Source organism: Limnohabitans sp. JirII-29, assembly GCF_003063395.1.
Classification (GTDB): Bacteria; Pseudomonadota; Gammaproteobacteria; order Burkholderiales; family Burkholderiaceae_C; genus Limnohabitans.
In genome coordinates this window covers 313,455-327,279 of record NZ_NESB01000004.1, presented here as the reverse complement: position 1 = coordinate 327,279, position 13,825 = coordinate 313,455, and the positions used below count along the sequence as shown (strand labels likewise).

Here is a 13,825-nt window from a genome sequence, read left to right as displayed (position 1 = left end):
TTTGGAGACAACGATGCAGACCATCGACCACCTCATCAACGGCCAATCGGTGAGCCACGGCCCGCGCTTTGAAACCATCAACCCCGCGACCCAAGAGGTGTTGGCCGAAGTGGCCAGCGGGGGCGAGGCCGAAGTCAACGCTGCGGTGGCCGCCGCCAAAGCCGCGTTTCCCAAATGGGCCAACACGCCCGCCCCCGAACGCGCCAAGGTGATGCGTCGCTTGGGCGAGCTGATCACCCAGCACGTGCCCGAGATTGCCCGCACCGAAACCCAAGACTGCGGCCAAGTGATTGCCCAAACTGGCAAGCAACTGGTGCCGCGTGCAGCCGACAACTTTTCGTACTTTGCCGAGATGTGCACGCGCGTCGATGGCCACACCTACCCCACCCCCACCCACCTGAACTACACGCTGTTTCACCCGGTGGGCGTGTGCGCATTGATCAGCCCGTGGAACGTGCCCTTCATGACCGCCACCTGGAAGGTGGCACCGTGTTTGGCGTTTGGCAACACGGCGGTGCTCAAGATGAGCGAGCTCTCGCCCATGAGCGCCGCGCGCTTGGGCGAGTTGGCGCTGGAAGCCGGTGTGCCACCGGGCGTGCTGAACTTGGTCCACGGCTACGGCAAAGACGCGGGTGAACCGCTGGTGGCACACCCCGATGTGCGCGCCATTTCGTTCACCGGATCGACCGCCACCGGCAACCGCATTGTGCAAACCGCGGGCCTGAAAAAGTTCAGCATGGAGCTGGGCGGCAAGTCGCCCTTTGTGGTGTTTGAAGACGCCGACTTGGAGCGCGCCATGGACGCGGCCGTGTTCATGATTTTCTCGAACAACGGCGAGCGCTGCACGGCGGGCAGCCGCATCCTGGTGCAGCAAAGCATCTACGCCGACTTTGTGGCCAAGTTCACCGAACGCGCCAAGCGCATCTGCGTGGGCGACCCATTGGATGAAGCCACCGTGGTGGGCCCGATGATCAGCCAGGCCCATTTGGCCAAGGTGCGCAGCTACATCGACCTCGGTCCCAAAGAAGGTGCCACGCTGTTGTGCGGCGGACTCGACCGGCCCTCGTATGCGCCTGAACTGCCTGCCCACGTGGCACGCGGCAACTATGTGTGGCCCACGGTGTTTGCCGATGTGGACAACCGCATGAAGATCGCGCAAGACGAAATTTTTGGCCCCGTGGCCTGCCTGATTCCGTTCAAGGACGAAGCGCATGCCATTGCCCTGGCCAACGACATCGCCTACGGCTTGAGCAGCTATGTGTGGACCGAGAACATTGGCCGCGCCCACCGCGTGGCCGCTGCGGTGGAAGCGGGCATGTGCTTTGTGAACAGCCAAAACGTGCGCGACTTGCGCCAGCCCTTTGGTGGCACCAAGGCCAGTGGCACCGGGCGCGAAGGCGGCACCTGGAGTTACGAGGTGTTTTGCGAACCCAAAAACGTGGCGGTGTCGATGGGCAGCCACCACATTCCACATTGGGGCGTGTGATGGGACAGCTCGCCCTCGCCGCCAAGATCACCCACGTGCCCAGCATGTACCTGAGCGAGTTGCCGGGCCCGCGCCACGGCACGCGCCAAGACGCCATTGCGGGGCACCAAGACATCAGCCGCCGTTGTCGCGCCCTGGGGGTGGACACGCTGGTGGTGTTTGACACCCACTGGCTGGTTAACGCGAACTACCACATCAACTGTGCCGCGCATTTCAAAGGCAGCTACACCAGCAACGAGTTGCCGCACTTCATCCGCAACATGGATTTTGAGTCGCCCGGCAATCCGGCACTCGGGCAGCTGCTGGCACGCGTGTGCAACGAGTACGGCGTGGAAACGCTGGCGCACGACGCCACCACCTTGTCGCCCGAGTACGGCACGCTGGTGCCGCTGCGCTACATGAATGCCGACCAGCACTTCAAGGTGGTGTCGGTGTCGGCCCTGTGCATGGCGCATTACCTGAATGACAGCGCGCGCCTAGGCTGGGCCATGCGCCAAGCGATCGAACAACACTACGACGGACGGGTGGCGTTTTTGGCCAGTGGCTCGCTGAGCCACCGCTTTGCACAAAACGGCTTGGCGCCTGAATTTGCCTTCAAGGTCTGGAGTCCGTTGTTGGAAAAGCTCGACGCGCAAGTCATCCGCATGTGGCAGATGGGCGAATGGGCGGCGTTTTGCGAGATGCTGCCCGAGTACGCGAGCAAAGGCCATGGCGAAGGTTTCATGCACGACACCGCCATGCTGTTGGGTGCCTTGGGTTGGTCGGGCTACGACGGCAGTGCCGAAATCATTACGCCATACTTTGGTGCCTCAGGCACAGGCCAGATCAATGCGGTGTTTCCGGTCACGCCCCAAGACGGCTCACACATTCCTGCCGCACAAGCCAGCGCGGCCACTGCCTACCAAGCGTTTGGCCGTTTGTAAGATCCAAGCTCTTTGTTGACACCCTCATGCCACACCTCGTCATCCTCTACAGCGGCCAACTCGACCACGACACCGACATGACGCAGTTGTGCCGCCGCTTGGCCGACACCATGCTCACGGTGCGTGACGAAGCGGGTGAACAGGTGTTCCCCACCGGTGGCGTGCGCGTGTTCGCCTACCCAGCGACGCATTACGCCGTGGCTGACGGCAGTGGCGACCACGGCTTTGTCTATCTGAATTTGCGCATGGGCAAGGGCCGCAGCGAGGCCACGCAACAAGATGCGGGGCAACGCTTGATGGCCACCGCACGTGCCCACTTGGCCGACCTGCTGACACGCCGCCATGTGGGCATCACCTTGCAAATTGACGTGGGCCTGCCCGTGTTTGATGGGCGTTTCGGTAACCTCCACCCACTGTTTGCCGCGCCCACTTGAGTAGACGCAAAGACGCACACACTTTCTTTTTTTTTCAACCCACCACACTGCCATGCAAACACCTGTCAACCTCTTCAAACAAGCGCTCCACCAACAGCAAGCCCAAATTGGTTTGTGGATGGGCCTGGGCAATGCCGTGACCACCGACATCTGTGCGGGGGCCGGTTTTGACTGGCTGGTGATCGACGGCGAGCACGGCCCCAACGACTTGACCACCCTCTTGGCCCAGTTGCAAACCGTGGCGGCTTACCCCAACTCGCACCCAGTGGTGCGCATTCCGCACCACGACCCCGCACTGATCAAGCAAGTGCTGGACTTGGGCGCGACCACCTTGCTGGTGCCGATGGTGGACACCGCAGAACAAGCGGCCGCGATTGTGCAAGCCAGCCGCTACCCGCAAGACGATGGCCAAGGTGGCATCCGTGGCATGGCAGGCACGCGTGCCTCGCGCTGGGGGCGCTATCCCAACTACGGCAAAGAAGCCAATGCACAAGTGTGCGTGCTGGTGCAGGCAGAAACGCGTGAAGCGCTCAAGAACCTCGACGCCATCGCAGCCACGCCGGGCGTGGATGGGGTGTTCATCGGTCCTGCCGATTTGTCGGCCTCGATGGGGCACATCGGCAACCAAACCCACCCCGAAGTGCAAGCAGCCATCGTGGACGCGATGGCACGCATTCGAAAAGCGGGCAAAGCGCCAGGCATCTTGATGGGGGACGAAACTCTGGCGCGCCAGTATCTGGCCCTCGGTGCCTTGTTTGTGGCGGTGGGCGTGGACAGCATGATCTTGTCGCGCCAAACCTCAGCCTTGGCCGCCAAATACAAAGAAGGCTTGGGCGGCGCGGCGCCTGCCAGCGCCAAAGGCCAGGTGTACTGAGCCAGACGCCATGAGCCACCGTTTTCACCCCGACGAATGGGCCGCCCGCGTACAGCTGGCAGCTTGCTACCGCGTCTTTGCCATGCTGGGCTGGACCGAGATGATTTACAACCACCTCACGGTGCGCCTGCCGCACAGCGTGAGCGGTGACGACAAGCAGTTTTTGATCAACCCATTCGGCCTGCACTACAGCGAGGTCACGGCCAGCAACTTGGTGAAGATCAACCTGCAAGGCGAGGTGCTGGACGGTTCCACGCACCGCATCAACCCCGCAGGCTTTGTGGTGCATGCCACCTTGCATGGCGGCATAGACGGCGCGCATTGCGTGATGCACACCCACACCACCGCCGGGGTGGCTGTGGCCAGCTTGCAAGGCGGGCTGTCGCAAAGCAATTTTTATTCGGCGCAGTTGCACGACATGGTGGCGTACCACGACTTTGAAGGCATCACCATCCACGCCGACGAAGGCCCACGCGTGCTGCACAGCATTGGCCACAAAAAAGCCGTGATTTTGCGCAACCACGGCCTGTTGGCTTGGGGGCGCACGGTGCCCGAAACCTTTGCGATTTTGTGGACGCTGCAACGCGCCTGCGAAATTCAACTCGCCACACTGAGCATGGGCACGCCCATTGCCGTGCCCGAAGCCATTGCCGCCAGGTGCACACGCGACTCGCTGCAATTCGACAACCAGCACGGGGGCGCAGGGGTGGATGTGTTTGAGGCCCTGGTGCGTCAGGTGGATCGCATCGACATGGGGTACCGGCAATGATGTTTTCCAAGGTGTGCATCTACGGCGCAGGTGCCATTGGCGGCTGGGTTGGCGCGCGCGTGGGGCAACTGCCCGGCGTGCAGCTGTCGGTGGTGGCACGCGGTCACACGCTGAGCGCCTTGCAAGCGCATGGCCTGCGTCTGCACAGCGGCGGGGTGAGCCATGCGGTGCCTGTGCGCGCCAGCGCGCAACCGGCCGATCTGGGGGTGCAAGACCTGGTGGTGATCGCCGTCAAGGCCCCCGCATTGCACGAGGTGGCGCGCCACATCGCCCGGCTGATCGGTCCGCACACGGTGGTGCTGACGGCGATGAATGGCGTGCCTTGGTGGTTCTTGCAACAGTTCGGTGGCGACTATGCCAACACGCCCTTGGTGAGTGTTGACGCCGACGGCAGCATTGCACGCGCCATTCCTGCCCAACACGTGCTGGGGGGCGTGGTGCACGCGAGTTGTTCTTTGCGTTCTCCCGGCGAGATCGCTCACCACTTTGGCAACGGCTTGATCGTGGGCGAGCCCTGCGGTGCGCTGAGCGAGCGAGGCCAGGCCTTGCAAGCGCTGCTGGCCCAAGCGGGGTTTGACGCCACGCTGTCGCCGCAGATTCAAAAAGACGTTTGGTACAAGTTGTGGGGCAATATGAGCGTGAACCCGATCAGTGCGCTGACCGGTGCCACGACCGACAAGATCATGGACGACCCGCTGGTGCGCAGCTTTATTTCCAGCGTGATGCTGGAAGCCAAAGAGATTGGCGCGCGCATCGGCTTGGCCATTGAACAAGAGCCCGAAGACCGGCACGCGGTGACACGCAAACTCGGTGCATTCAAAACGTCCATGTTGCAAGACGTGCAAGCACACCGCGCGGTGGAGCTGGATGCACTGGTGGGTGCGGTGCGCGAGCTGGGGCAGATCACCGGCGTGACAACACCCTTCACCGATGCCCTGATGGGTTTGGCACGTTTGCAAGCGCAAGGCTTGGGGCTTTACCCTGCGTGACGGGCGCGCCAGCGCGGCCACAACACGTTGAGCGCCAAGCCTGCCATCACCAAGGCGGCGGCACCCAGCTTCCAGCCCGGTAAGGGCTCGCCCAATAAGAGCGCCGAAGAGGCCATGCCAAACACGGGCACCAGCAAGGACAAAGGCGCTACGGTGGCTGCCGGATGACGGGCCATCAACCAGCCCCACACGGCGTAGCCAAACAAGGTATTGGCCCAGGCCTGCCACGCCACGCCCGCCCAGGTGAGGGCGTGCGCCTGTTGCAGTGCTTCTTGAATGACAGGCCAGCCTTCAAACACCAAGGACAAGCCGAGCAAAGGAAACGTGGCCCACACGCTGGACCACACCACATAGCTCAACAGGTTCACACCACCGGCTTGTTTGCACACCAGAGTGCCCGACGACCAGCCCAGCGCCGCCGTCAACACAAGCACCAGGCCCAACAGCGACGTGTCGCCATCGGTGTGCCAAGCAATCAGCCCCAAACCACACATGGCCAAGCACAAGGCCCCCCACTGGAAGGCTTGAACGCGCTCACGCAAAAAGTACATGGCTAAACCGGTGGTGAAGAACGCTTGGGTCTGGACCACCAAAGACGCCAGCCCCGGCGTGATGTGCCCTTGGATCGCGGTGTAGAGGCAAGAAAACTGGACCACCCCAATCAAAAAGCCATAGGCCGCCACATTGCGCCAATCCACCGCAGGTCGAGGTAACCACAGCAAGGCCGGAAATGCCGCCAACGCAAAGCGCAAGGCGGCCATGAGCAAAGGGGGCAGTTGATGGAGCGTGGTTTTGATCACCACAAAGTTGCTGCCCCACACCACCATCAGCAGCAAGGCAAGCAGCAGGTGACGCAGCGGCACGTGCGTGACTCAGTCGACTTGAAAACCAACGCGCGCGCTGACAGCGCACATCAGCTCGTAACCCACCGTGCCTGCGGCATGGGCCACCTCGTCGATGGGCAGCACGGCGCCATTGGAGGCACGCCCCCACAAGGTGACTTCGCTGCCATAACCGGCCTGGGGACAAGGCGTGAGGTCAACCGCGAGCATGTCCATGCTCACGCGCCCCAAGGTGCGGGTGCGCACCCCATGGACCAAGACCGGTGTGCCCGTGAGGCAATGGCGCGGGTATCCATCGGCATAGCCACATGCCACCACCCCCATGCGCAAGGGCGCTTCGGCGCGAAACAACGAGCCATAGCCCACGCTGTCGCCCGCTTGCAGCTCTTGCACCGCAATGATTTGGCTGCGCAAACTCAGCGTCGGCTGTAGATGCCAATGCGCCAGGTCATGCTCAGGAAAGTCGGGGGCGCTGCCGTACAACGCAATGCCAGGACGCACCCAATCGGCGGCCACTTCAGGCGCTTGTGCATGGCGCAGCGACGCGGCGCTGTTGGCGGTGCTGCGCTCACCCGGCAAGTCTTGGGTGGTACGGGCAAACACGGCCATTTGTTCGGCCACGCCTCGCGGGCCATCGGCATCGCTGAAGTGGGTGACGAGAGAAATTTCATCTACTTGCGGCAATTGGTTGAGGCGACTCCAAGCCGAGCGAAAACTTTGTGGCTTAAAGCCCAGGCGGTTCATGCCACTGTTCATTTTGAGAAAGACCCGATGTGGCACCTGCGTTTTATGACGGCTGAGCATGTCGATTTGTTCGTCGCAATGCACCGTGTGCCACAGGTCCAAACGCGAACAAAGTTCTAAATCGCGGGCTTCAAAGACGCCTTCCAGCAGCAACACCGGACCACGCCAGCCCAAAGCACGCACGCGTTGGGCCTCGTCCAAGTCCAGCAGTGCAAAGCCATCCGCGCCTCGCAGCCCCTCAAAAGCATGCTCAATGCCGTGGCCATACGCATTGGCTTTGACCACCGCCCAAACCCGTGCATCGGGTGCTGCCGTACGGACTTGCTGCAAGTTGTGACGAAGGGCTTGGGTGTGAACGATGGCTTGTATCGGGCGGGGCATGGTCAATATTGTGGCACCCGCGTGATATAACCAAAGCGTTGCGATCCATAAGAAAGAGGAGTTTGCATGTCACGTCGTTGGCGACGGCATGCCCATGTTTCATGAAGCGCGGTTTTTACACCATCATGTCGGCCCAGTTTTTCAGTTCGTTGGCCGACAACGCGTTGTTTGTCACCGCGGTTGAACTCCTCAAAGCAGATGGCGCTGCGGAATGGCAACGCGCGGCCTTGGTGCCCATGTTTGCGCTGTTTTATGTGGTGCTGGCACCCTTCGTGGGCGCATTTGCCGACTCGCAACCCAAAGGCCAGGTGATGCTGATGAGCAACAGCATCAAAGTGATTGGCTGCTTGATGATGCTGTTTGGCGTGCACCCTCTGGCCGCTTATGCCGTGGTGGGTTTGGGTGCGGCAGCTTATTCACCCGCCAAATACGGCATCTTGACGGAGCTGTTGCCCTCCTCCCAGTTGGTCAAGGCCAATGGCTGGATTGAAGGACTGACGATTGCCTCCATCATCTTGGGTGTGTTGTTGGGCGGCCAGTTGGTCGGGCATGCACTCTCGAGTGCTTTGTTGTCTTTGGATGTGCCCTTTGTGACCACGGGCATCGATACCCCCACCGAGGCTGCGATTTGTTTGCTAGTGCTGATCTACGCGCTGGCGGCTTGGTTCAACACCCGCATTCCCTATACCGGCGCAGCACTGATCCCCATGCGTTTGGATCCTGAAAAAAGCATGGCGCGCAATCTGTGGGCGCTGATTCCAGACTTTTGGCACTGCACCCAGCGCTTATGGCACGACAAGCTGGGACAAATTTCTCTCGCCACCACCACCTTGTTTTGGGGTGTGAGTGGCAACCTGCGCTACATCGTGTTGGCCTGGAGTGCGGCAGCTTTGGGCTACACCACCACGCAGGCGTCCAGCCTAGTGGGCGTGGTGGCCATTGGCACAGCGGTGGGTGCGGTCGCAGCGTCCATGAAGATGCGCCTCGACCACGCCACACGCCTGATGCCTTTGGGCATCTTGATGGGCGTGTGCGTGGTGGCCATGAACTTCATCGACAACCTGTGGATCGCCGTGCCGTTCTTGATTGTGCTGGGTGGCTTGGGCGGCTTTTTGGTGGTGCCCATGAACGCCTTGCTCCAGCACCGTGGTCACAACCTGATGGGGGCGGGTCGCTCCATCGCCGTACAAAACCTGAATGAACAACTGTGCATCTTGGGCCTGGGGGGTTTGTACACGTTGTTCACCAGCATGGGCTTGAGTGCCTTTGGTGCCATCACCGCGTTTGGCGTGTTGGTCGCCTATGTGATGTGGCTGATCAAACTCTGGCACGAGTCGAACCACATCCACCACCGCGAAGAGTTGGCGCGCTTGATGCACATCGCACGCAACGACGACTTGCACGGCTGAGGTGAACACACCGCGCCTGCTGCCCGTCTTGGCCCTGGGCTTGAATGCCTTGGTGTGGGGCCTTTCTTGGTGGCCTTTGCGTCAATTGCATGCCGATGGCTTGCACCCTTTATGGACCACGGCCTGCGTGTTCACTACCGCCTGGATCTGCATCACGTTGTGGCGCCCTTCGGCGTGGCGTGGCCTGAAACAACACCCCGAACTGTGGTGGCTGTTGGTGGCCTCAGGGCTGACCAATGTCGGCTTTAACTGGGCCGTGACCACAGGCGATGTAGTGCGGGTGGTGTTGCTGTTTTATTTGATGCCCACGTGGTCGTTGCTGTTGGCCTGGTGGTTGTTGGGCGAGCGCCCCAACACCCCAGCGCTTGCACGCATGGGCTTGGCCTTGCTCGGCGTGGTGCTGGTGCTCAAAACGCCCGATACGCCATGGCCTGTGCCGCAAAGCTTGCCTGACCTGCTGGCTTTGATGGGGGGGCTGAGTTTTGCCCTCACCAATGTGTTGCTGTTGCGCTTGCAGCACACCCCGGAGCCTTCGCGCATGGTGGCCATGTTTGGCGGCGGTGCACTCATGGCTTTGTTGTGTGCGGTGTTGGCGCAAGCCTCGGGCTTGCTACCTGGGTTGACCTGGGATGTGGCCGCTTGGTGGCCCTGGGCGTTGGTGCTGACCTTGGCTTTTCTGGTGGGCAACTTAGCACTGCAATATGGTGCAGCACGCCTGAGTGCTCACACCACATCGATGGTGATGCTGTCTGAGGTGGTGTTTGCCAGCGTTTCTTCGGTCAGTCTGGGCGCATCGGTGCTGACTTGGCGCATTGCGCTGGGTGGTGGCTTGATCGTTCTGGCCGCATTGTTGGCCTCACAATCTCAACGTACACCCCTTACGAAAGACACACGATGAGCACCCTCTATGACTTTGAAGCGATCCGGTTGGATGGCAGTGTCATGCCCTTGTCCGCCCTGAAAGATCGGGTGGTGCTGATCGTCAACACCGCGAGCGCATGTGGGTTTACACCGCAATTCGCTGGATTGGAGGACTTGCACCAACGCTATCAACACCAAGGGTTGACGGTGCTGGGGTTTCCTTGCAACCAATTTGGCGCACAAGACCCGGGCAGCAACGCCGAGATTGGCGCTTTTTGCCAAAAAAATTACGGCGTGAGCTTTGAGATGATGGCCAAGATCGATGTCAACGGCAACGCAGCCCACCCTTTGTATCAATGGCTCAAGGCCGAAGCCCCAGGCTTGCTGGGCAGCGAAGCAATCAAATGGAATTTCACCAAGTTCTTGGCGGGTAAGGATGGGCACGTGATCAAGCGCTACGCACCGCAAGACACCCCCGCCAAACTGGCACCGGCCATTGAAGCCGCGCTCAACGATAGGTAAAAATAGATTTTTAAAGTAACAAATATTACTATTTAGTTTTATTTTTGTTACTTTTTACGGATTTATGGGTACTATCGATGCATGAAGCCTCTCTACAAAACTTGGCTCAATGCATTTCCTCAGGATTTGCCCCGTCAAAAACATGTGATGTTGGTGATCTTTTTGAGCACCATGGTGCTCGATTGCTTGGCTTTTTACTTCATCAACTCACCCCTCCCGCCTGAGCACCGTTGGGTTCAACTGGCCACTTCTGCTGGCTTGCTGATTTTGTTGGTGGGTTATCTGTGGGCTGGCTGGAGCATGCGTGCCGTTGTGCATGCCATGCTGCTGATTGGCCTGGCCTTGATACTGACGGTGACGCAACAAACCGGTGGCATCAATTCGCCCAAGCTCATTTGCATGGCGTTGTTGCCCATTCCCGCCGTGTTTTTCATCGGCCAAACCGCGGCCTTGGTGTGGGCAGGGGTGGTGGTGCTGACCATGGTGATGCTGGCAGTTGCAACCTATCTTGGGGTTTTGCAAGAGCACTTCTACCTTGCGCCGCAGTACGTCGGCTGGGCCTTGCTCGCCAAAGTGACGGTCATGTTGGCTGTGTTCATGATTCCCATGATGTACCACGTGTTGCACAGCCGCCAAATGGCATCGGTCAAAACACGCAACCAAGAACTGGAGAAGATGCGCGAAGAGCTGATTCAGGCCGAGTCCTACAAAGACGCATTTGTGGCGGGTGTCGGCCATGAGTTACGCACGCCGATGAACGCCATTTTGGGCTTCAACGATGTGTTGCGGGGCGAAGTCAAAGGCGACCCTAAAGCTGAAGCGACGGTCGATTTGATTCGGGACTCCACCGAACGCCTGCTGAAATTGACCAACCACATCTTGGATTTTTCACAGCTGCAAGCCGGTCGGCTGCAACTGCAACAAGTCCCTGTGCATTTGTACGAAGCCTTGCACGTGTGCGTTGGGTCGTTTGCACAGCAACCCGACAGCCCGGTGCGGTTTGTCACCCAGATCGAAGACGGATTGCCCGCCTGGGTGATGACCGACCCCTTGCGCGTCAAAGAAATCCTGTGCCACTTGCTTGAAAACGCGTTCAAGTTCACCGCACAAGGCGAAGTGTGTCTGGGTCTGCGTCGGCAAGGGGATGCGCTGCGCTTTGATGTCATCGATTCGGGCGTGGGCATCCCTTTGGAGCTTCAACGCATCATCTTTAACCGCTTTGAACATGCAGACGCAGAAACGCGTCGGCAGTTTGGTGGCGCAGGCCTGGGCTTGTCGATTTGCGAGCGCCTGGTGCAGTTGTTCGGAGGTGAGATCGGGGTGCGAAGCCAACCTGGTCAGGGCTCACATTTTTGGTTTTGTATTCCGTGCCAACCTTGTGATGCACCCAGTCCACCCAGAGCAAACCTGCCAAGCCAAGCAGACGCCAAATTTTGCATTCTGGTGGTCGACGACAACGCCGTGAATTTGCAAGTGGCCGTGCACTTCTGTCGAACCTTATGGCCACAAGCGAGTGTGATGACGGCACACAGTGCAAAAAGTTGCCTGGAGCAAGTGATGACATCGCCTGTCGACATCATCTTGATGGACATGATCATGCCCGACATGGATGGCGCGCAAGCCACACGCGAAATACGCACCCAGTTGCCCGAACCCATATGTCGCATCCCCATCGTGGGCTTGACCGCCAGCACCCATCCGAGCGACCGTGCCACATGCTTGATGGCGGGGATGAACGCCGTGCTGCACAAGCCCATTGACAAACTGCAATTGTTCGACCGCGTACACGCGTTGCTGAGCGCAGAGGGAGTGCTTGATGACGCATGACACCTCGGCACACAAAAAAATCCAGGGCTCGTTTTATTTGTTTTTTACGTTGTTCTTGGTCCTGATCGCCACGCTCTTTCATTACTTTGACTTCATGCCCGCAGGCACCACCAGCATCGACATCGGTTTGGTGTTTTTATTGCTCACTTACGCCCATATCAAAGGCTTGCCACCCGTCATAGGGCTCACGCTTGGCACGCTGTATGCCGTGGCTCGCGTGGCCTATGTCTCCATGTTGACGGGTGGCATATTTGCAGCCACCACCGGATGGTTGGTGCTGTTGCCCTTGTCACCATTGTTTGTCCTGGGTATTCGACACGGACTGGCATGGATGCTCATCAGCCTGCTGTGCATGACCACTTTGGCTGTCTTGGCTTGGTTTGGCTACATTCCGGCAGACCACACCACCGATATGCGGCTTGGCTGGTGGTCTCTGAGCAACCACATCGCCATTGCGCTGAGTGTGCTCATATTGCCTTTGTTTTATGAACACCTATTCAGAAAAAGTCTGCAACGCAACCAGCAACGTCAAGCCGAGTTGTTGAGCAAACGCGCAGAGCTGCTGAGGGCACAAACCCAAAAGAATTCTTTCATCGCGGCGCTGAGCCATGAAATGCGCACACCCATGAACGCCATTTTGGGTTTCAACGATTTGCTGCAACAACAGCTAGCGCACAACCCGCGCGCATCCGAAGTGGTGAGCCTGGTCAACCAATCGGCAGACCACCTGCTCACGGTCATCAACGACATCCTGGATTACTCGCAGATGCAGACCGGGAAGATCTCTGTGCAGCATGAGCCATTCGATCTGATCAAAACAGCACGCAGCGCATTCGCGTTGTTCCAACAACGCGTCGCAAGCATGAAAATTGAATACACCTTGGACATTCAAGATGACCTGCCTGCCATCGTGATGGGTGACCGCCATCGACTGGTACAAGTTCTGGTGAATTTGCTAGGCAATGCGCTCAAGTTCACGCATCGTGGCTCGGTCACGCTGCACGTCAGCCGCGCGGGCAATGACTTGCTGTTTGTGGTCAAAGACACCGGCATCGGCATTGCCCCACACCGATTGGACAAAATCTTCGACCGGTTCGAGCAAGCCACACCACAAACGGCCAGCCTGTATGGTGGCAATGGTTTGGGTCTTTCGATTGGTCACCATTTGGTGACGCTGATGGGTGGCACGATGGGTGTTGAGAGCGCGCTTGGCGTGGGCTCACGGTTTTGGTTTCGCTTGCCGCTGATCGCCGCATCGGCGCTTCGTGAAACCAACACACCCTCTTCTTTGGAAATAACCTGGCAAGACCTGCCCTTGCGCGTACTGGTGGTGGACGACAACCCCGTCAACCGCTTGCTGGCTTGCCAAGTCGTTCAATCACGTTGGCCCAAAGCCGATCTGGAGCAAGCCACCAACGGGGTAGAAGCCATGAACGCCTTGCGCGGTCATGCGTTTGATTTGGTGTTGATGGACATGGTCATGCCCGTGATGGATGGCATCGCTGCCACGGCCGCGCTACGAACCGAACTCCCCGAACCTCAATGCCATGTCCCGGTGTTGGGCTTGACCGCTAACGTCAACACCGACGACCACGCACGTTGCATGCAAGCGGGCATGAACGGCCTTGTGCTCAAACCCTTTGACCGCAAACAACTGTGCGCGCAGATCGAGGCGCTGCTGCTTGATTCGCCACATTTTTGGACCTCACACGGCCTGTCACCACTGCAAGCCGTTGCCACATCGCCCGCACAGTGACGCCACGC

13 protein-coding genes are annotated in these 13,825 nt (G+C 59.4%); 11 read left to right on the top strand and 2 right to left on the bottom strand.

The window, feature by feature from the left end; all coding sequences use genetic code 11:
- Positions 1 to 13: 13 nt before the first annotated feature.
- Genes hpaE through B9Z39_RS08955 form a run of 6 tightly spaced genes read left to right on the top strand, consistent with a single transcriptional unit; the run spans position 14 to position 5,475 of the window.
- Positions 14 to 1,486: a 5-carboxymethyl-2-hydroxymuconate semialdehyde dehydrogenase gene (gene hpaE / locus B9Z39_RS08980; RefSeq protein WP_108301441.1), complete on the top strand. Its 1,473-nt coding sequence runs from the start codon at positions 14 to 16 to the stop codon at positions 1,484 to 1,486.
- The gene (hpaD, locus tag B9Z39_RS08975) at positions 1,486 to 2,409 is read left to right on the top strand and encodes a 3,4-dihydroxyphenylacetate 2,3-dioxygenase (RefSeq protein ID WP_108301440.1); all 924 of its coding nucleotides are present in this window, start codon (positions 1,486 to 1,488) and stop codon (positions 2,407 to 2,409) included. Before hpaE ends, hpaD begins: the two co-directional genes overlap by 1 nt.
- A 26-nt stretch (positions 2,410 to 2,435) precedes the next feature.
- Entirely contained in the window at positions 2,436 to 2,843 is a 408-nt protein-coding gene (locus tag B9Z39_RS08970; RefSeq protein ID WP_108301439.1) for a 5-carboxymethyl-2-hydroxymuconate Delta-isomerase, read from the top strand.
- Between the two features lie 52 nt (positions 2,844 to 2,895).
- Positions 2,896 to 3,717 (top strand): aldolase/citrate lyase family protein, encoded by an 822-nt coding sequence (locus B9Z39_RS08965; protein ID WP_108301438.1) that lies wholly within the window; start codon positions 2,896 to 2,898, stop codon positions 3,715 to 3,717.
- Between the two features lie 10 nt (positions 3,718 to 3,727).
- Positions 3,728 to 4,486, top strand: coding sequence for a class II aldolase/adducin family protein (locus tag B9Z39_RS08960; RefSeq protein WP_108301437.1), 759 nt, complete (start codon positions 3,728 to 3,730; stop codon positions 4,484 to 4,486).
- Positions 4,483 to 5,475: a 2-dehydropantoate 2-reductase gene (locus tag B9Z39_RS08955; protein ID WP_108301436.1), complete on the top strand. Its 993-nt coding sequence runs from the start codon at positions 4,483 to 4,485 to the stop codon at positions 5,473 to 5,475. The genes B9Z39_RS08960 and B9Z39_RS08955 overlap by 4 nt, the downstream gene beginning before the upstream one ends.
- Here the strand turns inward: B9Z39_RS08955 and B9Z39_RS08950 are convergent.
- Together B9Z39_RS08950 and alr are read right to left on the bottom strand one after the other, a co-directional pair.
- Positions 5,463 to 6,338: an EamA family transporter gene (locus B9Z39_RS08950; protein WP_199221190.1), complete on the bottom strand. Its 876-nt coding sequence runs from the start codon at positions 6,336 to 6,338 to the stop codon at positions 5,463 to 5,465. The two genes, B9Z39_RS08955 and B9Z39_RS08950, sit on opposite strands and share 13 nt — an antisense overlap.
- A 9-nt stretch (positions 6,339 to 6,347) precedes the next feature.
- Positions 6,348 to 7,442, bottom strand: coding sequence for an alanine racemase (alr, locus tag B9Z39_RS08945; RefSeq protein WP_108301435.1), 1,095 nt, complete (start codon positions 7,440 to 7,442; stop codon positions 6,348 to 6,350).
- Between the two features lie 101 nt (positions 7,443 to 7,543).
- On the opposite strand from alr, the gene lplT reads away from it, so the two are divergent.
- The 5 genes from lplT (at position 7,544) to B9Z39_RS08920 (ending at position 13,817) form a co-directional block, all read left to right on the top strand.
- The gene (gene lplT / locus B9Z39_RS08940) at positions 7,544 to 8,851 is read left to right on the top strand and encodes a lysophospholipid transporter LplT (RefSeq protein WP_108301434.1); all 1,308 of its coding nucleotides are present in this window, start codon (positions 7,544 to 7,546) and stop codon (positions 8,849 to 8,851) included.
- A gap of 1 nt (position 8,852) precedes the next feature.
- Positions 8,853 to 9,749 carry a DMT family transporter gene (locus B9Z39_RS08935; RefSeq protein ID WP_233248964.1) on the top strand — a complete coding sequence of 299 codons (897 nt, stop codon included), beginning with the start codon at positions 8,853 to 8,855 and terminating at the stop codon, positions 9,747 to 9,749.
- Positions 9,746 to 10,234, top strand: a complete 489-nt coding sequence (locus tag B9Z39_RS08930; RefSeq protein WP_100146617.1) for a glutathione peroxidase — start codon at positions 9,746 to 9,748, stop codon at positions 10,232 to 10,234. Before B9Z39_RS08935 ends, B9Z39_RS08930 begins: the two co-directional genes overlap by 4 nt.
- An 81-nt stretch (positions 10,235 to 10,315) precedes the next feature.
- Positions 10,316 to 12,061, top strand: coding sequence for a hybrid sensor histidine kinase/response regulator (locus B9Z39_RS08925; protein WP_108301433.1), 1,746 nt, complete (start codon positions 10,316 to 10,318; stop codon positions 12,059 to 12,061).
- A complete protein-coding gene (locus B9Z39_RS08920) occupies positions 12,051 to 13,817 on the top strand; it encodes an ATP-binding protein (RefSeq protein WP_108301432.1) in 1,767 nt (588 codons plus the stop codon). The genes B9Z39_RS08925 and B9Z39_RS08920 overlap by 11 nt, the downstream gene beginning before the upstream one ends.
- Positions 13,818 to 13,825 lie beyond the last annotated feature (8 nt).

What these genes read in the sequence shown, in the direction of transcription:
- B9Z39_RS08930 (WP_100146617.1), top strand. Translation starts at nt 9,746, where the DNA reads ATGAGCACCCTCTATGACTTTGAAGCGATCCGGTTGGATGGCAGTGTC.
- alr (WP_108301435.1), bottom strand. Translation starts at nt 7,442, where the DNA reads ATGCCCCGCCCGATACAAGCCATCGTTCACACCCAAGCCCTTCGTCAC.
- B9Z39_RS08920 (WP_108301432.1), top strand. Translation starts at nt 12,051, where the DNA reads ATGACGCATGACACCTCGGCACACAAAAAAATCCAGGGCTCGTTTTAT.
- hpaE (WP_108301441.1), top strand. Translation starts at nt 14, where the DNA reads ATGCAGACCATCGACCACCTCATCAACGGCCAATCGGTGAGCCACGGC.
- B9Z39_RS08960 (WP_108301437.1), top strand. Translation starts at nt 3,728, where the DNA reads ATGAGCCACCGTTTTCACCCCGACGAATGGGCCGCCCGCGTACAGCTG.
- B9Z39_RS08970 (WP_108301439.1), top strand. Translation starts at nt 2,436, where the DNA reads ATGCCACACCTCGTCATCCTCTACAGCGGCCAACTCGACCACGACACC.
- hpaD (WP_108301440.1), top strand. Translation starts at nt 1,486, where the DNA reads ATGGGACAGCTCGCCCTCGCCGCCAAGATCACCCACGTGCCCAGCATG.
- B9Z39_RS08965 (WP_108301438.1), top strand. Translation starts at nt 2,896, where the DNA reads ATGCAAACACCTGTCAACCTCTTCAAACAAGCGCTCCACCAACAGCAA.
- B9Z39_RS08925 (WP_108301433.1), top strand. Translation starts at nt 10,316, where the DNA reads ATGAAGCCTCTCTACAAAACTTGGCTCAATGCATTTCCTCAGGATTTG.
- B9Z39_RS08955 (WP_108301436.1), top strand. Translation starts at nt 4,483, where the DNA reads ATGATGTTTTCCAAGGTGTGCATCTACGGCGCAGGTGCCATTGGCGGC.
- lplT (WP_108301434.1), top strand. Translation starts at nt 7,544, where the DNA reads ATGAAGCGCGGTTTTTACACCATCATGTCGGCCCAGTTTTTCAGTTCG.